Raw genomic sequence first — 20,572 nt, forward strand, 5'->3', positions numbered from 1 at the left:
CTCCCCGACCACACCCGGAGGGGACGCGCACCTTTCCGAGCGTGGCGCCTGCGTCTCCAGGTTGAGTTCTCACATCAAATCAGGCAAAAAATGTTCATTTGAACTATCTGTCCAACGGGCCGGGCTCGTTACATGGGCTCGACCGTGCCCAGAACCCACCGACCGGCTCCGCCGAGACCTTCTTTGCGAATCACCGGATCAATCTACCGTCGCCTCCGGCACCCGACCAACCATCGCTGATAGCCGTTGGACATCACCGCAGGCAAACGCGCCGCAAGGGGTTTGCCGGAAGGATGTTGTGGTTCTCACAGAGGTCACCGATGCGCCAGTCCGGCACTTTCGCGCCGGGGCGGCGGAGCATCCGCAGCCACCGAAAGGAGCGCCGGAGACCAAGATCATCGCGGCGATCACGACTGCGGACGGCGTGCTGCGAGTCGGACCCGGTGGTCAGACGGCGGTGACTGCACTGGACCCGGCTGGTCCCATCCACGCACGCAGATCCACGACGGCATCACAATAGTCATCGGAGTCGTCGAGGACCGGTTGGCGCCCGAGATCGCCATTGCGGGCCAACGGCGCCAGCTCCTGGGCGAGGTACGCATAGCCGGTCGGACGCCCGTCGGTGCCGCTGACGGCCAAATCTATGCCGTAGGTGTGGTCCGTGCGAGTGACACGTACATAGATCCGACAGGTGTCTGCCTCCACGAACATGAATCCGGCGAAGCTGTAATCATCGGCGAACCACGGCAGACCGCCACCGACCAGCAGGCTGAACAGACTGAACAGGCGCTGGTCACCGGAATCGACCGAGCCGGTGTAGTCGAACCCGGAATCGACCGCGGCGAGGACCGTATTGCCGTGACTGTCACGCGGCCGGTCCGAGTGGACTGCCAGCAACTGTGTGACAGCGGGCCCGACGGTGAACCGCGCGTGGTCGACCGCGCCGGTGACATCGAGCAGGCCGCCCACCTCCGGGGTCAGTTCGTAATCGACCGCGACACCGGAGCTCATCGCAGCGTCTGATGACAGCACGATCCGCGCGTGCCCGGAGCCAGCGCGTACTACTCCCCGCACCCGGGGACCGGCAGCGTTACCTGCCGGGGCGAGAACCAGCGGAATCGCTCGGCACAGCAGCAAATCGAACCGGCCGTCGGCGTCTGCGTCGGGCACCGAATCACCTCCCTTGATCAGCGAATCGCGTTCACCCAACCGGGACACACGTTCGTGCCTTCACAATATGCGGTGATCACCCCGATGTTCTTGCCGTCCGTAACCTTGTACACCCGATCGTCCGTGGAACTGGCGGCTTGCACGATCACCCGTACCGTCAGCCGGACACCACCTTTTCTGTCCACCGCCAAACTCGTGTACTCCACTCGCGCACCGGACTGCTTGTCCGGACGGTGAGTTTGGAAGGCAGCATGGATCGGGACACTGGAGGTCAAGTTGTGTTCGGTCGCGTAATGGGCATAGCCGAGAAAATTGTTGCCTTCCCGGACCGGGGTGCTGACTCCGCGCAGGTCTCTATCGTCCCACTTGATAGTCGCCCACCCGTCACCCTGCTGCCGGCGCATCGGGCTGCGTACCACCCTCACAGATCCTGGCATCGCCTCAGCCACGGCTTTGGCGTCGGTCGGCGCGGGCCGCCCCCAATGCGTCTGGTACTGCTCCGGCGACAGAAACATCCATTCAGGAACGGGCTGCGCCGCGGCGGCGACGCCTGCTGCAGCGACCATCAAGACCCCGGCACCGAACAGGCCCCGCAGTCCTTTGACCATCGTCCCGCAAAAACCTCTGCGCCGAAGGTCCCCCCACAGCAACGAATCTGTCACCGATGCCCCCCCTGAATTTTCAAGTATGCGCCCCGTTCGAGGCCCCCGGCGCAGATGCGCTAACGCCACTGTACGACATGCCACTACCCGGTCTGGCACCGAATTTTCTTCGCCTCGAGTTGATGCCCGCGCTCGAACGTCAACGAGCCCCGGGTCCGGAGACGTCACCCAGCAGGTCGGCGTCCGTCCCGTCGGCGCTGGATACCGCCCAGTTCCTGATTGCTCTCGCTGCGGTCGGCTGTCCGCGCCGCGGACCCACGGACCCGCGCCGGGTCGTAGAGGTGGGATCCGGCGCACGAGACCGTTGGCGTGAGCGCGCGGCCCACCAGGATCACCGCGGCCTGCCGCAGTCCGGCGGCCTCGACCTGGTCGGCGATGTCGGCCAGCGTGCCGCGTAATACCAATTGCTCGGGTTGGCTGGCGCGGTAGACGACGGCGGCCGGGCAGTCCGGTCCGTAGTCGGCGGCCAGTTCGGCGGCCAGGGCGCGCACGCGGGTGATGGCCAAGTGCAGCGCGAGCGTGGCGCCGGTCGCGGCGAAGTTCGCCAGCGCTTCGGACTCGGGCATCGCGGTGGAGCGGGCCTGGGTGCGGGTCAGCACCACGGACTGCACCAGTTCCGGCACCGTCAGCTCCGCGCCGAGCACCGCCGCCGCGGCGGCATAGGCGGGCACGCCCGGCGTGACATCCCACGGCACCCCGTGCGCGTCGAGCCTGCGGGTCTGCTCGGTCAGCGCCGAGTACAGCGACGGGTCGCCCGAGCACAAGCGGGCCACGTCCTGACCCGCGCGGTCCGCGCGCACCAAGCGCTCGACGATCTGATCGAGGTCCAGGTGCTGGGTGTCGACCAACTCCGCGTCCGGCGCGCAGTACGCCAGCACGCCGGGATCCAGATAGGTCCCCGCGTACAGGCACACCGGCGACGCGCGCAGCAACTCGACCGCGCGCACCGTCAGCAGATCGGCCGCGCCCGGCCCGGCCCCGATGAAGTGCACGGTCATGCGCGCGAGTGTATTGACCGCCGCACACCGCCCACCCGGCGACCGAGCACCCAGCACCCAGCACCCAGCACCCAGCACCCAGCACCCAGCACCCAGCACCCAGCACCCAGCACCCAGCACCCAGCACCCAGCACCCAGCACCGAAGCCTGCGGCCCGACAGCGGCAGCGTCCACAGCGAATCGGCTCGAGCACCGGGTGCGCTGGGACCGGCACGGTCGGCGAGCGGCAGCCCGCAGCCCGATCGTCATCGGGCGCACTCGGCGAAGTGGCCGCTATCCGTACTCGGAATCCGGTGTGGCGGAGGATGCAGCGGGGCGCCGGCAAGAACTGGGGTTCATCGAGACACGGGGATGTTCACTCGATACCCCTGCCCGCCGGACAGTTGTGCGAGACGTTCGGAACGGCGACGCCCGACCGGCCGCTCAGGCGGTGGCATCGAAGTGGGCGATCACCTTGTCGGGCCGGAGGCGGACGACGAGTTCGCCGGGGACGCCGTTGCGCTTGCCGAACTCCTCGGCGCGGTCCGCCCCCATATAGCGGCCGCCGATCTCGGTGGCGGTGCGCAGGAGTTCGTCCGGGTCTTCCGAGAGCATGACCGTTCCCCGCAACTGAACCGACGCGTAGGGCGGCTCCTCCAGGTCCACGCACACCGAGACGCGCCCGTCCCTGGCGAACGCCTTGCCTTTCGCGGTGGACTTGCCGGTGTTGAAGACCAGCTCGTCCCCGTCGATGACGAACCACACCGGCGTCACCATCGGACTACCGTCGGCGGCCACGAACGCCACCTTGCCGGTACGGGTGCCATGGGACAGGAAATCGCGCACTGCGGGATCGGAGAGAGAGGCCATCCGCTCACCCTAGGGCGCGACCGGGCGGCGTCACAGCATGCCGCGCTCGCGTGCCCGCGCCACGGCGGAGGTGCGCGAGCGCACGCCGAGTTTGCCGTAGATGTGCACCAGATGGGATTTGACGGTGGTCTCGCTGAGGAACAGCTGCTTGGCGATCTCGCGGTTGGACCGGCCGTCGGAGACCAGCCGCAACACCTCGATCTCGCGCCGGCTCAGCGTGGTGTCGGCGCGACGCACCCTGGTCATCAGCTTGGAAGCCACCGCGGGCGAGAGCACGCTGTCGCCCGCCGCGGCCGACCGGACGGCGGAGAGCAGTTCGGCGGGCGGCGTGTCCTTGAGGATGTAGCCGCAGGCGCCCGCTTCGATGGCGCCGAGGATGTCGGCGTCGGTGTCGTAGTTGGTGACCACGAGGACGTTCGGCGGGGTCGCCAGCTCGCGCAGCCGAGCGGTCGCGTCGGCCCCCGACCGGCCGGACCCGAAGCTGAGGTCCATCAGCACCAGGTCGACCGGAGTAGTCGCGCAGAACGCGACAGCCGCCTCCGCGGTGGCCGCCTCGCCCACAACGGTGATGTCGTCGGCGACGTCCAGCAGCGCGCGCAATCCGGCGCGGACGATCGCGTGGTCGTCGGCGAGCAACAGTCGGATCACTCGCGCCCCTCCGTACCCCTGTCCCGCCGCCCCGCGCCTCGCACGCGCGCCTCCCGGCCCTGCGGGTCGGCGGAATCCGAAGTGCCAGGGTCGAGCGGAAACGACACGGTGACCGCCGTGTGCCCGGGTTCGGACTCGACAGCCAGGACGCCGCCCTGCTCGTGTACCCGCGACCGCATCGCGGCGAGCCCGAACGATCCCGACGGGCTTCGCTCGAGCAGGTCGGGTGCGATGCCCACCCCGTCGTCGACTACGTCGAGATGGATCGAGTCGTCCGCGTAGGTGAGCGTCACGCGCATCCGGCTCGCCCCGGCGTGGCGGATCACATTCGAGACCGCGCCTTGCGCGATCCGGAGCAGCGCGGCCTCGATCGGCATCGGCAGCCGCTCCGGCGGCCCCTCCACCACGAACCGGGTATCCAGGCCGGGAGCTTCGGCGCGCACAGTGATCCGCTCCAGTGCCTGGGCCAAGGATTGTCCCTCCAGCGCGGCAGGGGCCAGCTCGGCGATGAGTTTCCTGGTTTCGGCGAGGTTCTCCGCCGCCGCTTCCCTGGCCAGCCGAACCCGATGCACCGCTGGGTGATCCGGCGCTTCCTGCTCGACGGCGTGCAGCAGCAGTTGAATGGAACTCAATCCCTGCGCCACCGTGTCGTGGATCTCGGCGGCCAGCCGCTCCCGTTCGGCGAGCTTGCCCGCCGTGCGCTCCCGGTCGGCCAATATCGCTCTGGCGCCGAGTAATTCGTCGATCAGCCGCTGCCGCTCGGCCGCCTCACGGAACAGCGCCTGATAGCCGAGCCCGATGCCGACCGCGACGGCCGCTCCGATCACCGGCCCGACGACACCGGCCACCGACCAGCCACGATGCACGCCGAAACCCACTACCGCCACGGTGGTCGCGGCGGCGACGGCGCAGAGATTCCACGGGCGCGCCAGCAGATGCAGATAGAGGAAGAACAGGCCGAACGCGAGGTAACCGGCGTCCGGCGCGAGCGCGACGAGCCCGAGCCAGAGCGCGGTCAACGCGCCGAGCCACATCCAGATCGCGTGCCGCCCTCCGGCCGCCACCGCGCCCGCGAAGTAGGTCGCCAGGAATGCGGCGGTGAGGCTCGTGATCGCGGCCGGATGCGCGGCGCCGGGTAGCAGCGCGCGCACCGCGACCACCCCCGCCAATCCCGCCATCAGCACGTGCAGACCGAGCCGCAGCGTGGTGAAAACGGGGGTGAGCGGGGACGGGTGCACGCAGCCAGCTTATGTACGGCTATTGCCGTGGCATCCATCGAAAGGTGGAAAACGACCACCGACTTTCGCCCACCCGCGTTTCCTTCCCGGGCGCGATGGACGCGGGCTCCTGCCGCGTGAGGGTGGAGACATGTTCCTCGCACTCCGAGACCTTCGCGCCGCGCGAGGCCGTTTCGTCCTGATCGCGCTCGTGGTCACGCTGGTGGCACTGCTGGTGAGCTTCCTCGGCGGACTCACCGCCGGGCTCGCGCACCGGAACGTCTCGGCCGTCGAGTCCCTGCCGGGAGACACCCTGGTCTTCGCCGACACGGGCGGTGACCCCTCGTTCGACGGATCGGTGCTGACCGAGGACCAGATCGCGACGTGGCGGTCCGCCGCGAGCGCAGTGACGCCGATCGGCATAGCCCGGAGCAAGGCCGGACGTGACGGCCGCGCTCCCGCGCAGATCGCAGTCTTCGGCACGGAAGGGGGATTCGGCAATCGTTCAGCGACCGAAGTGGGGACGGTGGGGCTCAGTACCGGCGCCGCCCACGAGCTCGATGCCGGAGCGGGCGATTCCGTGGTCATCGGCGGGCGCGCCTTCACCGTGTCGGTCGTACGCGGCGACGACTGGTACAGCCACGCGCCGGTGGTCTGGACGACGCTCGCCGATTGGCAGGCGCTCAACCCTCGTTCCGGCGCGGCCACCGTGCTCGCCGTGTCGGGGGCGACGGATCGGGCGGCGGTGAACGCCTCCGCGCACACCAGGGCCACCGACCTGTCCGGGGCGCGGTCGGCGATCGGTTCGTACCGGGCCGAGAACGGCTCGCTCACCCTGATGACCGTCCTGCTGTTCGCCATCTCGGCGTTGGTGATCGGCTCCTTCTTCACCGTCTGGACGATCCAGCGGATGCCCGACATCGCCACGCTGAAGGCATTGGGGGCGACCTCGGGTTCACTCGTCCGCGATGCCCTCGTCCAGGCCGCGATCGTGCTCGCCGCCGGTGTCGCGACCGGCCTGGGGATCACCGTCGCCGTGGCGGCACTGCTCGGCGACGCGGTGCCGTTCGTGTCGAGCCCGGCCACGACGCTGCTCCCCGCGGCCGCCCTGATCCTCCTCGGCCTGCTCGGCGCGGCGTTCGCCCTGCGCTTCCTGTTCACCGCGGACCCGCTCACCGCACTCGGGGCGGCCCGTTGAATCACCGCGCCGCCCTTCCCCTTCCGGCGGCACACGGCCTCCAGCACCGCGGATGGATCACCCGCCGACAGACCACTCGAACGCCCCCGCCGGTGCGGCTCACCCGCTAGCGGAACACCAGAACGGCCCGCTGGTCCGTCCCACCGCCCACAGCCCCGGAGATCCGAGATGACACCCACCACCACGCTCACCCTTTCGGACGTGACGCTCACCTACCCCGACGGCACCGGCCGCCTCACCGCGCTGGATCGGGTGAGCCTGCGGGTCAACGGCGGCGAGATCGTCGCCATCACCGGCCCGTCCGGCTCCGGCAAATCCAGCCTGCTGGCCGTGACCGCTACCCTGATCCGCCCGGACTTCGGGCGGATCGCACTCGAAACGCCCGAGGGCACGGTCGATCTCGCCATGGTGAGCCGTCGCGAAGCGGCAGCGCTGCGCCGTTCGTCGATCGGCATCGTCTTTCAACAGCCGAACCTCATCCCTGCGCTCACCGCCGTCGAGCAACTCGAGGCCATGGCGCATCTCGGGCAGCGAATCGTCACGTCGCGCCGCCACCGCCGCACGACCCGCGACCGGGCACTCGCGCTACTGGACTCCGTCGGACTGGCCGACCAGCGACACAAGCGCCCCGCACAGCTGTCCGGCGGGCAACGGCAGCGGGTGAACATCGCCCGCGCCTTGATGAACGCCCCATCCGTCCTGGTGATCGACGAACCCACCGGCGCACTGGACTCCGAACGCGGCGCGGCCGTGATCGACCTGATCGTCGCGGTCGCGGGCGAACACGCGGCCGCCGCCCTCCTGGTCACCCACGACCCCATCCACCTGCACCGGATGAGCGCCGTCTACCGCATGGCCGACGGACGGCTCACCGCCGAATCCGCTCCGACCGGCACGCGCCACTCGCACCCCGACCGAGCGACCCGCACCTGACATTCCCGCCGCGGATGCCCCCTGGGCCCCCATTGGCAATTTCGTACGCAAACGCATATCATCTGCAAATGCTTACTAACTCTTCCGATCATCAAACCGGCGAACAGCCGTTTTCCGCGGGGACCGTGCTGATGCCCTGGCAAGCCGGACCGCGACACGACACTCCGGGTCCGGTGTTCGTCAGCGTGACCGACTTCCTCGCCTCCACCGAGGAGGACGTTCAGGAGATCTACAAGACAGGGATGCGGCTGGGCCGGACCTGGCCCGTGATGCACGGCGCGGTCGGCCTGTGGCTGTGGGGTAGGCCGTCGGAGGCGCGCGGCGGCTCGATCTCGGTGTGGGAAACCGAGCAGGACATGCGGCGATTCGTGCGCTGGCCGGTGCACACCGACATCATGCGGAAATGGCGCGGACGGGTCCGCGTCGCCACCGACTCGTGGCAGGCCCCCGAATTCGAAGTGCGGGAGGTGTGGGCGCGGGCGCGCAACACGATCGACTTACGCCCGCACCCACAGGCAGGATGACCAGCTCCGAATGAGCGAGGAGGCAGAGCGCTCCGGAGAAATACTCCGCCGCTGGGCGCGGATCAGGGCGGCAGCACCCTGGCATCGGCCGGGATCATGCCGAGTTCTCGTATCTTCTCCAGCCGTGCCACCGCGCCATCGATGGCGTTGTCGTGGAGACCGGCGTCGCCGAGCGCCGCCCGGAAGCGGTCCATATCGACACCCTGAACCCCGCGCAGCACATCGTGCTCGAGTCGCACGCCCTTCTGCGCCATGGCGAAGTCGGAGTCGATATTCACTTCCAGCGGTCGAGTCGACAGGGGGAATGATCGACCGTGATCGATGGCGACCACTTCGAGCTGCCCGTCGCGTTCGACGGTGCGATAGTTGCCCGGATGACGATCGAGCGCACCGATCACGTAGTCGAGTACCGCGACCTGCTGTTGCTGGACTTTCGGGTAGTCGCCGACCGCCCGCGCGGGCTTGGACTCGACGAACTGCTGGATCATGCCCGGCCCGGAAGCCCTGCCGTCGGGTCCGATCACACCGTCCGTCCGAGCGGTCGGCGGCACCCTGCCGAAACCGAGTAGTTCGTCGACTCGATAGGCCGCGATCTCACGACTCGTCAACGCACCGGGCGCATGAATGAAAGGCAATCCCGCGTCGTACTGCTCACCATGGATCGGTTTGTAGATGTTCAATTCGCCGTCGTCCGAACGCATCCTCCGTACCGTGGTGGAGCTTTTCGCTACGACTGCACTCATCTCGTCGTCGAACCCGACATCAGTGGTCAGCCTGCGGGCACGCATAGCGGATTCGGCCGCACCGGGCTGGTAATCCCACGTTCGCTGCCGAGCCGCCTGCGCCGGATGCACCTGTGTCCGGGTGCGCGCTTCTTCCAGCAAGTGCGACGATCGCTCGTCGGCATCCCGGAACTCGCGAGCACCGAGGTCCAGCGTGCCACTGGTGCGCCGATAGGTGCCCGCGGCCCTCCTCGCCCCCAGATCGAGGGTTCGGGTCAGGCGTTGGGTGATGTTGCGAAGTAGAGGGGTGACACTGTTTCTCACCGCGAGGACGGCGCCGACGCGCCATCCGAACCCGATGCCGGGTTCGCGGACCACGGGGTACGACGGCCCGGCCGCGCCGCTTCCTCCGGGCTTTCGTCGACGACGCGGTAGTAACTCGTCGGCGGCGCCTCGAGCAACGCACGCAGGAAACGCGGACCTTCGGTCGGCATCACCCGCGCGGGCGGGTCGAAGATCTTGACACCGCGCTCATGCAACCTTTCGGCGAACAAGCATCCGTCGCGGTCGGTCACGGTGAGCGTCACACCGCCACCGGTGTCCAACCGGAATTCGGCTACGCGGCGTGGTCGCGCGTAACCGACGTCATAGATCGCCACCGAACTCGGCGTGTACTCGGCCATGAACCCTCATCTTCACCTGCGACGAGACGCCCGACAGCGGCACGACCTCCGACCCGAGCGGCATCTCGGGAGCGGACTTGACGTCTCATGGAAGCAACCTACTACCGGAGCGGGAGGAAGTCATTGCGAGTGGATCGCTCCGGTTCCAGATGCACCCCGGTTCCACCCGGGCGTGATGAGCGACTCCGGCGAGGGCGCCATGCGTCGAGTGCGACATGAGCGAGCTACAGCACGGCGATATCAAAGCTACTGACCCGCTATCGCCCGCCGGTCATTCGATCTTCGGTGCGTCAACGCTGCCGAGGAAGGCGGCGCGCAGCCGGGTCGCCGGGCCGGAGGAGATGTTCGTGCCTATGGCGTCGGTCCCTCCGGCCACATGTGGCCCGGGAATCCACGGTGTGGCGGCGCGGCCGGACGCCGACCGAGACCTTGCGCCGGGAGGTGCCGGGATTCGAGAATGACCAGCGCGCACACCGCCATGATCTCGTCCGCACGGAATTCCACATGGTTCAGCGCCGGAGTGAGCACCGCGACCGCGCCGACGCGACGCACCACGGTGAGCAGCGCCGCGAGCGACGCGGGCGCGGTCGGGCCGGCGACCAGCGTGCGCGCCAGATCGAAACCCGACGCCTTCGCCAGCGCCCGGATTTCCATCTCGTGCCTGCGCGCGCGCCGCCCGGAGATGTCGCGGCGCAGATACCCGACCACTTTCGGCTTCATGTTCACCTCTCGTTCGATGGAAGCGCCCGCCGCCGGGGGCTTTCGCCCCCGTTCGCGGCTCACCGCGTCCGGAGTGCCGTGCCGACACGACATCGCCCCGACGGCGCGCGCCCCTAGAGCCTCGAGGAACGCAGCACGCACCGCGACGCTGTCAAGCGCGCGAGGCCAGGTGTGCGATATCTGCCGTTGCCCCTCCCCACCTGGGAACTTGTGCTTAAAGTTCGCTCATCACAGCGGATTTCGGGAAACAGGGGGCGGGAAAGTGATCGACCACGAGATGGACGGCGTATGGACGACGCCGCGATTCCGCAAGTTGCTCGCAGAAGGGCAGCCCGGACCAGCCCTCGCCCTCGTCCGCAAAGAAATGGGACTCTCCCAAGCCGACTTCGGCGCCCTCCTGCACTGGGACCGCACCCACGCGGGGCGAGTGGAACGCGGAGAAGTGGGGACCATCTTCGACATTCGCGAATTGGTCCGCGCCGCCGACGCACTGGGGGTGCCGCGTAAGGCGTTGCTTCCAATCTTGCTGGGACCGGTTGATCCGAGGACCATCGAAGACGGGGGTAAAGGAGCCGACGACATGGACCGCAGACAATTCGGCCTGGCAGCGACGATCACTGGGATGGCCGCCAGCGCCCCGGCACCTTCCGTGTCACTCCAAGTCGGGTCGGGCCATGTGAATTACTTCCAGACGCTGACTCGACGCATGTGGAATCACGACAATCACTTCGGTGGCGGGGACATCGCCGAGTTCGCCCTCCGTCAATATGGTTTGGCTCGTCGCCTGCTCGACCACGGCGTGTATGGCCGACACACCGGCCTCCGCCTGTTGACCGAGACGAGCCGCCTTGCGCGCTGCGCTGGTTGGCTCTGCCTGGACGCTGGGCGAACCACTGTCGCGCGGCGGTGCTACATCGAAGCGGTGTTGATGGCCGAGCAGGCCGACAACGACGAACTGCTCGCCAACGCGCTGGCCAGCTTGACGTTTCTGACCACGGAGAGACCGGCCAGCCGAGAACCGGTGCGCCTGGCGCAGCGTGCCAGCCATCTGGCTCGTCGCATTCCGTCGGCTCGGCTGAACGCGGTGCGCTCCGCCCGTGAAGCCGTGGCGCACGCGGCAATCGGGGAACGACAGGATTTCGAGCAGGCGATGACTCGTGCCTGGCGTGAGGTCGATCGTGGACTCGACGATGCCGACGAGCCGGTCTGGCTGCATCACGTCACACCGACCGAAATCAGATCGATCGAGGCACGCGGCCGCGTCTATTTGGGGCAGCACGACCGGGCAGTCGGCACCTACCGCGACACGATCGGTGACGGCGGCACCCAGCGTCCGCGTGACGAAGCGTCGTACCGCACCTATTACGCCGCCGCCCTCGCCGGCCTCGGCGACACCACCTCCGCGATCACCGAAGCCCACACCGCCCTCACCCTGCTGGAAGGCCCGGTCAACTCACCACGCCTCCTGACCGAACTACGCCCCGTCCGCACAGCCGCCAACCACACACACAGCGACGACGCCGAACACTTCCGCCTTCGATTCGACACCCTCGCCCGCACCGCATGACCCGAACGCCGCGCCCCGCGCGTTCAAGCCGAAGCCATCACACCGTTCCACCCAACGGCTTCGGACGCGACAAGGTGCCGATGCGCGTGAAGGTCGGTGGCCTCAATCGACCGCCACCGTGCCCGGCCGACTCCACGGCTGCGCACGCTGCACCGACGGCAGCCGGGTCGGCTTGGTCGAGCTCCTGGCCGCACGGTCACGCCGACCTCCACGGCAGAAGCCGACGAACCGCCTTTCGTCCCGCAGTGATGTGCGGGGGTCGCGACATCAGGGAATCCTTGCCCCGAATACGCCACCCGAACGCCACCCACCGGTCGTCGTCATCGGTGATCACATACTCTTCGGCGCCCCCGAGAATGATCGCCTCGACCGCCGAGGCCGCCTGGGACGGCTTGTCCTCGAATTGGATTTCGTAGTCGGCGATGGCGCGGACACACCAGCCCGTTTCGATGCGCACCGCGGCGTCGCCCATATCCACCAGTTTGATGTGTGGATTGGCCCCGCGCACTTCGGCTTCCGTGGACGAGGATCCGCTGGAGAGCACCAGGGTGCCGGGATTCGAAAACGTCTGGATGGCGTAACGCTCGGCGATGGCAAACACCTCCGAGCAGAACATCTCCCATTCCGTCCCACTCACCCCGGCCTCCCAGCCCACTCGCGATCTTGCCCCGCCTCGGCACTGTCGTTTCACGCCGTGAGTGGCGTTGGTTTGAGCCGTTGCGACCCAGTTCCTGGGTCACGTTGTCGCGCAAGATGATCCAGACGCCTGCATTTCCCCTATGCGGGAAGATAAGGGCGTGGATCAGGAGATTTCAAGAGCCGGCGCCGACCTGCTGGCGGCCGACATCGAGTCGGCTCTCGGCTTCGAGGTACACATCGATGAAACGATCCCCGAGCATCGGCGCCGGATGTCTTTTGCACCGGCCTGGTGGATCGAGTTCAGCGTCCCGGCGCTGAACGTCTTCGTCGGCACCAGCCCCGGTGAGTTCACGCCCAGCGGTGTGGCATGCGAGCTTGCCTGGCATATACACGACGACGTCCTGTCCCGCAGCGGGAAGATCTGGCCCGCCGACCCTGCGGGTGGGGACCAGCCGTTGCTGCCCACCCTTGACGGATGGTGCGGACAGGGCGGCTTGATACCGTTCGGGCAGGTCGAGGCAGCGAAGGATCCCGATCCGGACCTCGACGGTGTGGTCCGGTGGTGGCTGCCCCGCCATTCCGACGGCCTCATTGCCAGCCACTCCGGCGACGTGTGGTTCTGCCTATGGGAGTACAAAGGCGACGAACAACTCATCACCCCGGGCATGCCGGTGACATGGTCCATCGGCGAAGGCGGACACGGAAAGTACCGCAAGGCAAGCGAAGTCCGGCCAGCTCAGCCGTAGTTTCTTCTTGCAAAGCCGCGCGGCCGAGGGTGTCTCGTGAACGTACCCGCCGCAGCCGGTCTGTGTGCGCCTTCTGCTCATCAAGGCTTGACACAGAGAAGAGCCCTTAGATCCACAGGGCCCTCGCCGCGGGCCGGGTTCAGGCCGGTCGTCGTCGCTCGGCGTCGGAGATGACCGCTGCGACGAACTTTTCGACTGCCGATGTAGTCGGTGGGCCGGGGTCGCGGTCGGTGAACAACAGGTGGGCGCCACCGACCAGGGAGAGGGTTAGCGAGTCGATGTCCGCGTCGGCTGCGATGCGGCCCTGTTCGCGCTCGTCGGTCAGGTAAGTGGAGATCGCGGTCGTCGCCTCGGCGAGGATCGCCATGCCGCCGCCGGGCCTGGCTTGCCGCAGTCGGGCGCGCAGTTCGTCACGGAAGGTGATGAGCGGGATGATCGCCAGCGGCACGGGTCCGAACAGGATGGTCAGAGCGCTGGTCAGATTTGCGGCCACCGTGCCGGAGCCCGCGGCGGCGCGGAGCGCACCGGCCTGCGCTTCGAGCCGCGCGGCCCGATCGAGCACGAGATCGGTGAGGAAGGTGTCGAAGTCGGTGAAGTGCCGGTGCAGAACGCCTTTGGCGCAGCCCGCCTCGTCGGTGACAGCCCGGCTGGTCAGCCCGTTCGGCCCGTCGCGCAGCAGCACACGCTCGGCAGCGTCGAACAGTTGCTGCCGCGCGTCGCGAAGGTGCATCCCAGTCGGCACTCACAAATCCTTTCGCGCGTCGATACAGCGGCATTATTGCCCAGTGGGCATGCGCCCACTAAGGTGGGCACATGCCCACAATGCCACAGAAACAACCAGCACCGTCCCCGGCGCAGCCGGGACAGTTCCAGCAGATGGCCGTGTCGTTCGGCGTGGACACACAGCGCTACGACCAGGCGCGGCCCGCCTACCCGGACGCATTGGTGGCGCGAATCCTCGCCGAGACTCCGGGAACGGACGTGCTCGACGTGGGCTGTGGTACCGGCATCGCCGGTCGCCAGTTCCAGGCGGCAGGGTGCGCGGTGCTCGGCGTGGAACCCGATGCGCGGATGGCCGACTTCGCGCGAGCCCGCGGGCTGCGGGTCGAGGTGGCGACCTTCGAGGCGTGGCAGCCGGGCGACCGGATGTTCGACGCGGTGGTCGCCGCTCAGTCGTGGCATTGGGTGGACCCGGTCACCGGCGCCGCGAAGGCGGCGAGCGTGCTGCGTCCAGGGGGACGGCTGTCGATCTTCGGTCACGTGTACGAGCCACCCGCCGAGGTGGCGGAACCGTTCGCCGCCGCCTACCGGCGGGTCGCGCCGGACTCCCCGCTCAGCGGCCAACCGGCTCGGCGTCCCCTCGAGCTCTACCAAGCGGGATACGCGAAATTCGCCGACCAGATCCGCGAGACCGAACAATTCGGAGATCCCGAACAGTGGCGATTCGACTGGCAGCAGTCCTATACGCGCGACCAATGGCTGGAGCTGCTCCCCACCACAGGCGGCCTCACCCGACTGCGGGCTGATCAGCTGGCCGAGATACTGGACGCGGTCGGCGCCGCCATCGACTCTCTGGGCGGATCCTTCACGATGGACTACACCACCCTGGCCGCGACCGCCGCACGCGCAGACACTCCCTGACGGCCGCGCTCGGCACCGCGCGAAGCTACTTCGCGGCTCGGGCCGCTCCAGGATTGCGGGGCCGCCACGGTGCACGGCCCCGTCCGCGAAGCCGCCAACCGCGCACGCGGGCGACGACACCGAGCACTTCCGATGACCAGCGAGTCTCAGCGCGGGCGGCCGAGCAGCGTGTCGCGCCGGTCGGCCACCATGGCGCGGATCGCCGTGACGACGGCGGCCACTTCCGGGCGGCGGAGGGTTTCGGTGCGGGCGACGAGCCAGTAGCCGAGCGTGACGGTCACCGAATCGGCGAGGACGCGAACGAGATCCGCGTGACGGTCGGCCATGAAGCAGGGCAGCAGGCCCAGACCGGCGGAGGCGCGGGTGGCTTCCACGTGCACGAAAACGTTGGTGGAGGTGACCGATTCGCGCATCGCGGGTACGAAGCTGGAGGCCAGGTCGAGATCGTCGACTTGCAGCATGGAATCGATGAAGTACACCAGCGGATACCGCGCCAGATCGTCGATGGTGGCGGGCGCGCCGTGTTCGCGCAGGTATTCGTGGGAGCCGTACAGGCCGAGGCAGTAGTCGGCCAGATGCGTGGCGGTGGCGCGGTGCACCTGCGGCTCCCCCACGACAATCTCGAGGTCCAGGCCCGAACGCTGTTGCGACGCGCGCCTTGTCGTCGCCACGATCTCGACCGAGATCTTCGGATGCCGCCGCTGCACCTCCGCGGCGGCGGGCGCGGCGATGTAGGCGCTGAAGCCGTCGGTCGCCGAGACCCGGACCACGCCCTCCAGCACCCGGTTGCCGCCGGCGTCCGCGGCCAGCGATTTCACCGCCGACTCCACCGCCTCGGCCGCGGCAAGGGCCGCCCTGCCGAGATCGGTGAGTTCCCAGCCACCGGCGACCCTGGTGAGCACTCGGCCGCCGAGCGTCTGCTCCAGCGCGGCGATGCGCCGGGAGATGGTGGTGTGGTTGATGCCGAGTTCTTCGGCGGCCGTGACGAATCGGCCCGACCGCCCCACAGCCAGGAGTACGAGGAGGTCGTCGGCACTGGGACGACCAGGCGACGCCGGGCGCATATCTGCATCTTTGCAGAGAGGCACTGCACAAATGGTCATTGCGGCGCGATTCGTCTGCACTAATACTCGGTGCAGCCAAGCATTGTGGGGGCCGTCACATCGAGAACGAAGTGTGGCCCCTGGCACGAAGGAGAAGTGCGATGAGGGAGCACAGCGCCGCGGCGACAGCGGCGGCGGATTCGGGCGCGACGACCAGCGGCTTGCGCCGCGTGGTGGCCGCGTCGATGGCGGGCACGATCGTGGAGTGGTACGAGTTCTTCCTCTACGGCACCGCCGCCACGCTGGTGTTCAGCAAGGTGTTCTTCGCCAAGGACACCAGCGACCTGGACGCCATCCTGGCCGCGTTCGTGACCTACGCGGTCGGCTTCGCGGCGCGTCCGCTCGGCGGCGTGGTCTTCGGGCACTTCGGCGACAAATACGGCCGTAAGAAGCTGCTGCAATTCAGCCTGGTGCTGGTGGGCAGCGCGACCTTCCTGATGGGCTGCCTGCCGACCTTCGGACAGATCGGCTACTGGGCGCCCGCGCTGCTGGTCACCCTGCGCTTCATTCAGGGTTTCGCGGTCGGCGGTGAGTGGGGCGGCGCGGTGCTGCTGGTCGCCGAACACAGCCCGAGCCGCAGCCGCGGATTCTGGGCGAGCTGGCCGCAGGCGGGCGTGCCCGCGGGCAACCTGCTGGCGACGGTGGTGCTGCTGGTGCTGACCTCCACGCTGTCGGACGAGGCGTTCCTCGGCTGGGGCTGGCGGGTGGCGTTCTGGCTGTCCGCGGTGGTGGTGCTGATCGGCTACTACATCCGCACGAAGATCACCGACGCGCCCATCTTCGTCGCGGCGCAGCGGGAGGCCGAGCAGATCGAGGCGACCTCGCTGAGCGTGGTCGAGGTGCTGCGCCGCTACCCGCGCGGTGTGCTCACCGCGATGGGGCTGCGGTTCGGCGAGAACGTCATGTACTACCTGGTGGTCACGTTCACGATCACCTATCTCAAGGTCGAGGTGCACGCCGACACCCAAGTGATCCTGTGGTGGCTGCTCGCCGCGCACGCCGTGCACTTCGTGACGATCCCGCTGGTGGGCAACCTGTCCGACCGCTTCGGCAGGCGACCGGTCTACCTGGTCGGCGCGCTGGCCGCGGGCACCTGGGGCTTCTTCGCCTTCCCGATGATGGACAGCGGCCACAACGCGGTCATCATGTCCGCCATCATCATCGGCCTGATCTTCCACGCCTTCATGTACGCCGGGCAGCCCGCGATCATGGCCGAGATGTTCCCCACCCGGATGCGCTATTCCGGCGTGTCCCTCGGCTATCAGGTGACCTCGATCGTGGCCGGTTCGCTCGCGCCGATCATCGCCGTCCGGCTGCTGAACACCTATCACTCCGCGGTGCCGATCGCCTGGTACCTGGCGGGCGCCGCGGCCGTGAGCGCGATCGCCGTGCTCGCCGCACGAGAGACGAAGGGGCTGACCTTGGAAAGCATCGATCACGCCGACGCCGAGACCCTCGGCGCGCGGACCGAAGTGACCGTGCGATGAGCGATTTGGCGGGGCGCAGCGCCCTGGTCACCGGCGGCGCGAGCGGCATCGGCGCGGCCTGCGCCCGCGTGCTCGCGGCGCGCGGCGCGGCGGTGACAGTGGCCGACGTCGACGATGTCGGCGCGAAGACGGTGGCCAGGGAACTGGGCGGCAAGTCGTGGGCGGTGGATCTGCTCGACGTCGCGTCGCTGGAAGAGCTGGAACTCGACACCGACATCCTGGTGAACAACGCCGGGGTGCAGCACGTCAGCCCGATCGAGGACTTCGCGCCGCAGCGATTCCGCGATCTGCTCACGCTGATGGTCGAGGCGCCGTTCCTACTGGTGCGCGCGGCGCTGCCGCACATGTACCGGCAGGGCTGGGGACGGATCGTCAACATCTCCTCGGTGCACGGCCTGCGCGCCTCCGAGTACAAGGTGGCCTACGTGACGGCCAAGCACGGCCTGGAGGGGCTGTCGAAGGTCACCGCCCTCGAGGGCGGCCCGCACGGCGTGACCAGCAACTGCGTCAACCCTGGCTATGTGCGGACACCGCTGGTGGACAAGCAGATCGCCGACCAGGCCAAGGCGCACGGCGTGCCCGAGCAGGAGGTGGTGGAGAAGATCCTGCTCACCGAGAGCGCGATCAAACGCCTCGTCGAGCCGGAGGAGGTCGCGTCGCTGGTGGGCTGGCTCGCCTCACCGGAGGCGAGCATGGTCACCGGCGCGGCCTACACGATGGACGGCGGGTGGAGCGCGCGATGAGGGCGCGCTCAGCCCAGCGCGGTCAGCGCCATCCCGCGCAGCACCGGCCGGGCGCGGGCGGCGGTCGCCTCGCCCGCGCTGTGCGGGGTGGAGTTGATCAGGCCGAAGACGGCGTGGGCCTGCACGCGCGCCGTCTCCTCGGGTAGCTCCGGATGCAATTCGCGCAGCACGCCCACCCAGATCTCCACGTACTGGCGCTGGGTGCGGCGGATCTCCCTGCGGGCCGGGGCGGGCACGTTGTCCAGGTCGCGATCCTGGATGCGGATCAGCTCCGGTTCGCCGAGCGCGAAGTCCAGGTGGTGATCGACCAGTCCGGCGAGCGCCAGCTCGGCGGAGTTCGTGCCCGCCACCACCGCCTTGCCGCCGTCGAGCAGGCGCTGACTCACCCCGACCAGCAGCTCCACCAGCAGCGCCTCTTTGTTCGGGAAGTGGCGGTAGACCGCGGGACCGCTGATGCCCACGGCGGCGCCCAGGTCGTCCAGGCGCATGCCGAGGAAGCCGCGATCGGCGATCAACCGCGCTCCGGCTTCCAGCAATTGCGCCCTGCGTTGCGCCTTCAGTTGCTCGCGACGGGTGGGCGCGACGGGTTCGGCACTGGTCACACGCGTTCCTCTCCACCGACCTGGACATCTCGGTTAATCAACACTAACCTGAATTCCAGTTATCGTCGACTAACTGGACGACAGGATGGCGTGATGACCGTTACCGAAGAGGCCGTCGGAAACCGGGCCGCGCACGCGGCGCTGGTCGACGACCTGCGCGCACGGCTGGATGCCGCGGCGCTGGGCGGGCCCGCGAAGGCGCGCGAGCGCCATATCGCGCGGGGCAAACTGCTGCCCAGGCAGCGGGTGGACCAGCTGCTGGACCCGGGAAGCCCGTTCCTCGAGCTTTCCCCGCTGGCCGCGACCGGGATGTACGGCGACGACTCCCCCGGCGCCGGGATCATCACCGGGATCGGACGGGTGTCCGGCCGGGAATGCGTGATCGTGGCCAACGACGCGACGGTCAAGGGCGGCACCTACTACCCCATGACGGTGAAGAAGCATCTGCGCGCGCAAGAGATCGCGTTGCAGAACCACTTGCCGTGTGTGTACCTGGTCGATTCCGGCGGCGCGTACCTGCCGCACCAGGACGAAGTGTTCCCCGACCGGGAGCATTTCGGGCGCATCTTCTACAACCAGGCGACCATGAGCGCCAAGGGAATTCCGCAGATCGCCGCGGTACTCGGCTCGTGCACCGCCGGTGGCGCCTACGTGCCCGCGATGAGCGACGAAGCCGTGATCGTGCGCAACCAGGGCACCATCTTCCTCGGCGGGCCGCCGCTGGTGAAGGCCGCGACCGGCGAGGTGGTCACGGCCGAGGAACTCGGCGGCGGTGAGCTGCACTCGCGCACCTCAGGCGTCACCGACCACCTGGCCGAGGACGATCAGGACGCGCTGCGCATCGTGCGCCGCATCGTGGCCACCCTCGGGCCGCGCACGCCGGTCCCGTGGAACGTCCGGCCCGTCATAGCGCCCGCCGCGCCGGAATCCGAGCTCTACGACGTGGTGCCGGTCGATCTGCGCACCCCCTACGACGTGCGCGAAGTGATCCACCGCCTGGTCGACGGGACATCCGAGGGCGAGAGCGGCTTCCACGAGTTCAAGACCGAATACGGCAAGACCCTGGTCACCGGGTTCGCGCACATCCACGGGCATCCGGTGGGCATCGTCGCCAACAACGGCGTGCTGTTCAGCGAATCCGCCATGAAGGGCGCGCATTTCATCGAGCTGTGCGACAAGCGCAGCATCCCGCTGTTGTTCTTGCAGAACATCACCGGCTTCATGGTCGGCCGCGACTACGAGGCGGGCGGCATCGCCAAGCACGGCGCGAAGATGGTCACCGCGGTGGCCTGCGCGCGCGTGCCGAAGCTCACCGTCGTCATCGGCGGTTCCTACGGCGCGGGCAACTACTCGATGTGCGGGCGCGCGTATTCGCCGCGGTTCCTGTGGATGTGGCCGAACGCCCGCATCTCGGTAATGGGCGGCGAGCAGGCCGCGGCGGTGTTGTCGACGGTGCGCGGTGACCAGCTCGACAGCAGCGGGCAGCCTCGGTCACGCCCGGGCGGGAGTAGGGAGGGATCAGACGCGGCCGAGGAGGCGTTCAAGGCCTCGATCCGGGAGCAGTACGAAAGCCAGGGCAACCCCTACTACTCGACCGCCCGGTTGTGGGACGACGGCGTCATCGATCCCGCCGACACCAGGACCGTGCTCGGGCTCGCTCTCTCGGTGTGCGCGCAAGCCCCCCTCGAACCCGTTTCCTACGGCGTATTCCGGATGTGAT

General features: G+C 68.4%; 22 protein-coding genes. 9 read left to right on the forward strand and 13 right to left on the reverse strand.

Translation table 11 applies throughout. The features are described 5' to 3' along the window. Positions 1-447: 447 nt before the first annotated feature. The 6 genes from ACZ6DL_RS12380 to ACZ6DL_RS12405 all read right to left on the reverse strand — a co-directional run bounded on the left by ACZ6DL_RS12380 (position 448) and on the right by ACZ6DL_RS12405 (position 5,565). Positions 448-1,170 carry a hypothetical protein gene (locus ACZ6DL_RS12380; protein WP_466050650.1) on the reverse strand — a complete coding sequence of 241 codons (723 nt, stop codon included), beginning with the start codon at positions 1,168-1,170 and terminating at the stop codon, positions 448-450. A 17-nt stretch (positions 1,171-1,187) separates the two neighbouring features. Beyond that, positions 1,188-1,778: a hypothetical protein gene (locus tag ACZ6DL_RS12385; protein ID WP_466050652.1), complete on the reverse strand. Its 591-nt coding sequence runs from the start codon at positions 1,776-1,778 to the stop codon at positions 1,188-1,190. A 218-nt stretch (positions 1,779-1,996) separates the two neighbouring features. Continuing rightward, positions 1,997-2,830, reverse strand: coding sequence for a precorrin-4 C(11)-methyltransferase (gene cobM / locus ACZ6DL_RS12390; RefSeq protein ID WP_466050654.1), 834 nt, complete (start codon positions 2,828-2,830; stop codon positions 1,997-1,999). Between the two features lie 423 nt (positions 2,831-3,253). Further along, positions 3,254-3,679, reverse strand: coding sequence for a PPOX class F420-dependent oxidoreductase (locus ACZ6DL_RS12395; protein WP_466050656.1), 426 nt, complete (start codon positions 3,677-3,679; stop codon positions 3,254-3,256). A 30-nt stretch (positions 3,680-3,709) separates the two neighbouring features. Beyond that, complete coding sequence (locus tag ACZ6DL_RS12400; RefSeq protein ID WP_466050658.1) at positions 3,710-4,327, reverse strand: response regulator; 618 nt, start codon at positions 4,325-4,327, stop codon at positions 3,710-3,712. Beyond that, complete coding sequence (locus ACZ6DL_RS12405; protein ID WP_466050660.1) at positions 4,324-5,565, reverse strand: sensor histidine kinase; 1,242 nt, start codon at positions 5,563-5,565, stop codon at positions 4,324-4,326. Before ACZ6DL_RS12405 ends, ACZ6DL_RS12400 begins: the two co-directional genes overlap by 4 nt. Before the next feature lie 130 nt (positions 5,566-5,695). On the opposite strand from ACZ6DL_RS12405, the gene ACZ6DL_RS12410 reads away from it, so the two are divergent. The 3 genes from ACZ6DL_RS12410 (at position 5,696) to ACZ6DL_RS12420 (ending at position 8,199) form a co-directional block, all read left to right on the forward strand. Then, positions 5,696-6,742: an ABC transporter permease gene (locus ACZ6DL_RS12410; protein ID WP_466050662.1), complete on the forward strand. Its 1,047-nt coding sequence runs from the start codon at positions 5,696-5,698 to the stop codon at positions 6,740-6,742. 168 nt (positions 6,743-6,910) lie between these two features. Continuing rightward, positions 6,911-7,675 (forward strand): ABC transporter ATP-binding protein, encoded by a 765-nt coding sequence (locus ACZ6DL_RS12415; protein WP_466050664.1) that lies wholly within the window; start codon positions 6,911-6,913, stop codon positions 7,673-7,675. A gap of 68 nt (positions 7,676-7,743) precedes the next feature. Continuing rightward, complete coding sequence (locus ACZ6DL_RS12420; protein ID WP_466050666.1) at positions 7,744-8,199, forward strand: hypothetical protein; 456 nt, start codon at positions 7,744-7,746, stop codon at positions 8,197-8,199. Positions 8,200-8,261: 62 nt separating this feature from the next. Here the strand turns inward: ACZ6DL_RS12420 and ACZ6DL_RS12425 are convergent, their stop codons facing one another. From ACZ6DL_RS12425 to ACZ6DL_RS12435, 3 genes are all read right to left on the reverse strand, one after another. Then, positions 8,262-9,245 (reverse strand): protein kinase family protein, encoded by a 984-nt coding sequence (locus tag ACZ6DL_RS12425; RefSeq protein WP_466050668.1) that lies wholly within the window; start codon positions 9,243-9,245, stop codon positions 8,262-8,264. Beyond that, positions 9,242-9,604 (reverse strand): hypothetical protein, encoded by a 363-nt coding sequence (locus tag ACZ6DL_RS12430; protein ID WP_396981117.1) that lies wholly within the window; start codon positions 9,602-9,604, stop codon positions 9,242-9,244. The genes ACZ6DL_RS12425 and ACZ6DL_RS12430 overlap by 4 nt, the downstream gene beginning before the upstream one ends. Positions 9,605-9,955: 351 nt before the next feature. Beyond that, a complete protein-coding gene (locus tag ACZ6DL_RS12435; protein ID WP_466050670.1) occupies positions 9,956-10,324 on the reverse strand; it encodes a hypothetical protein in 369 nt (122 codons plus the stop codon). Between ACZ6DL_RS12435 and ACZ6DL_RS12440 the strand changes: the two genes are divergently transcribed. After that, complete coding sequence (locus ACZ6DL_RS12440) at positions 10,323-11,891, forward strand: helix-turn-helix domain-containing protein (protein WP_466050672.1); 1,569 nt, start codon at positions 10,323-10,325, stop codon at positions 11,889-11,891. The genes ACZ6DL_RS12435 and ACZ6DL_RS12440 overlap by 2 nt on opposite strands. A gap of 196 nt (positions 11,892-12,087) precedes the next feature. Here ACZ6DL_RS12440 and ACZ6DL_RS12445 read toward each other — a convergent pair whose 3' ends face one another. Continuing rightward, positions 12,088-12,507, reverse strand: coding sequence for a hypothetical protein (locus ACZ6DL_RS12445; RefSeq protein WP_466050674.1), 420 nt, complete (start codon positions 12,505-12,507; stop codon positions 12,088-12,090). Positions 12,508-12,670: 163 nt separating this feature from the next. Here ACZ6DL_RS12445 and ACZ6DL_RS12450 point away from each other — a divergent pair, with 163 nt between their 5' ends. Beyond that, positions 12,671-13,276 carry a hypothetical protein gene (locus tag ACZ6DL_RS12450; RefSeq protein WP_466050676.1) on the forward strand — a complete coding sequence of 202 codons (606 nt, stop codon included), beginning with the start codon at positions 12,671-12,673 and terminating at the stop codon, positions 13,274-13,276. A gap of 139 nt (positions 13,277-13,415) precedes the next feature. On the opposite strand, the gene ACZ6DL_RS12455 is transcribed toward ACZ6DL_RS12450, so the two are convergent. Then, entirely contained in the window at positions 13,416-14,018 is a 603-nt protein-coding gene (locus tag ACZ6DL_RS12455) for a TetR/AcrR family transcriptional regulator (RefSeq protein WP_466050678.1), read from the reverse strand. A gap of 71 nt (positions 14,019-14,089) precedes the next feature. Here ACZ6DL_RS12455 and ACZ6DL_RS12460 point away from each other — a divergent pair, with 71 nt between their 5' ends. Beyond that, complete coding sequence (locus tag ACZ6DL_RS12460) at positions 14,090-14,917, forward strand: class I SAM-dependent methyltransferase (protein WP_466050680.1); 828 nt, start codon at positions 14,090-14,092, stop codon at positions 14,915-14,917. Between the two features lie 146 nt (positions 14,918-15,063). Here ACZ6DL_RS12460 and ACZ6DL_RS12465 read toward each other — a convergent pair whose 3' ends face one another. Beyond that, complete coding sequence (locus tag ACZ6DL_RS12465; protein WP_466050682.1) at positions 15,064-16,020, reverse strand: LysR family transcriptional regulator; 957 nt, start codon at positions 16,018-16,020, stop codon at positions 15,064-15,066. 101 nt (positions 16,021-16,121) lie between these two features. On the opposite strand from ACZ6DL_RS12465, the gene ACZ6DL_RS12470 reads away from it, so the two are divergent. Next, positions 16,122-17,507 carry an MFS transporter gene (locus tag ACZ6DL_RS12470; RefSeq protein WP_466050684.1) on the forward strand — a complete coding sequence of 462 codons (1,386 nt, stop codon included), beginning with the start codon at positions 16,122-16,124 and terminating at the stop codon, positions 17,505-17,507. After that, positions 17,504-18,250 carry a 3-hydroxybutyrate dehydrogenase gene (locus tag ACZ6DL_RS12475; protein ID WP_466050686.1) on the forward strand — a complete coding sequence of 249 codons (747 nt, stop codon included), beginning with the start codon at positions 17,504-17,506 and terminating at the stop codon, positions 18,248-18,250. The genes ACZ6DL_RS12470 and ACZ6DL_RS12475 overlap by 4 nt, the downstream gene beginning before the upstream one ends. Before the next feature lie 8 nt (positions 18,251-18,258). On the opposite strand, the gene ACZ6DL_RS12480 is transcribed toward ACZ6DL_RS12475, so the two are convergent. After that, positions 18,259-18,852 carry an SACE_7040 family transcriptional regulator gene (locus ACZ6DL_RS12480; RefSeq protein ID WP_040870070.1) on the reverse strand — a complete coding sequence of 198 codons (594 nt, stop codon included), beginning with the start codon at positions 18,850-18,852 and terminating at the stop codon, positions 18,259-18,261. A 93-nt stretch (positions 18,853-18,945) separates the two neighbouring features. Here ACZ6DL_RS12480 and ACZ6DL_RS12485 point away from each other — a divergent pair, with 93 nt between their 5' ends. Further along, positions 18,946-20,571, forward strand: coding sequence for a carboxyl transferase domain-containing protein (locus tag ACZ6DL_RS12485; protein WP_466050688.1), 1,626 nt, complete (start codon positions 18,946-18,948; stop codon positions 20,569-20,571). Position 20,572 lies beyond the last annotated feature (1 nt).

Source organism: Nocardia sp. NPDC041819, assembly GCF_055590505.1.

Coding starts and splice junctions, on each gene's coding strand:
- ACZ6DL_RS12395 (WP_466050656.1), bottom strand. CDS start 3,679: ATGGCCTCTCTCTCCGATCCCGCAGTGCGCGATTTCCTGTCCCATGGC.
- ACZ6DL_RS12420 (WP_466050666.1), top strand. CDS start 7,744: ATGCTTACTAACTCTTCCGATCATCAAACCGGCGAACAGCCGTTTTCC.
- ACZ6DL_RS12465 (WP_466050682.1), bottom strand. CDS start 16,020: ATGACCATTTGTGCAGTGCCTCTCTGCAAAGATGCAGATATGCGCCCG.
- ACZ6DL_RS12430 (WP_396981117.1), bottom strand. CDS start 9,604: ATGGCCGAGTACACGCCGAGTTCGGTGGCGATCTATGACGTCGGTTAC.
- ACZ6DL_RS12445 (WP_466050674.1), bottom strand. CDS start 12,507: ATGTTCTGCTCGGAGGTGTTTGCCATCGCCGAGCGTTACGCCATCCAG.
- cobM (WP_466050654.1), bottom strand. CDS start 2,830: ATGACCGTGCACTTCATCGGGGCCGGGCCGGGCGCGGCCGATCTGCTG.
- ACZ6DL_RS12460 (WP_466050680.1), top strand. CDS start 14,090: ATGCCCACAATGCCACAGAAACAACCAGCACCGTCCCCGGCGCAGCCG.
- ACZ6DL_RS12475 (WP_466050686.1), top strand. CDS start 17,504: ATGAGCGATTTGGCGGGGCGCAGCGCCCTGGTCACCGGCGGCGCGAGC.
- ACZ6DL_RS12485 (WP_466050688.1), top strand. CDS start 18,946: ATGACCGTTACCGAAGAGGCCGTCGGAAACCGGGCCGCGCACGCGGCG.
- ACZ6DL_RS12450 (WP_466050676.1), top strand. CDS start 12,671: ATGCGGGAAGATAAGGGCGTGGATCAGGAGATTTCAAGAGCCGGCGCC.
- ACZ6DL_RS12415 (WP_466050664.1), top strand. CDS start 6,911: ATGACACCCACCACCACGCTCACCCTTTCGGACGTGACGCTCACCTAC.
- ACZ6DL_RS12435 (WP_466050670.1), bottom strand. CDS start 10,324: ATGAAGCCGAAAGTGGTCGGGTATCTGCGCCGCGACATCTCCGGGCGG.
- ACZ6DL_RS12410 (WP_466050662.1), top strand. CDS start 5,696: ATGTTCCTCGCACTCCGAGACCTTCGCGCCGCGCGAGGCCGTTTCGTC.
- ACZ6DL_RS12385 (WP_466050652.1), bottom strand. CDS start 1,778: ATGGTCAAAGGACTGCGGGGCCTGTTCGGTGCCGGGGTCTTGATGGTC.
- ACZ6DL_RS12440 (WP_466050672.1), top strand. CDS start 10,323: ATGTTCACCTCTCGTTCGATGGAAGCGCCCGCCGCCGGGGGCTTTCGC.
- ACZ6DL_RS12470 (WP_466050684.1), top strand. CDS start 16,122: ATGAGGGAGCACAGCGCCGCGGCGACAGCGGCGGCGGATTCGGGCGCG.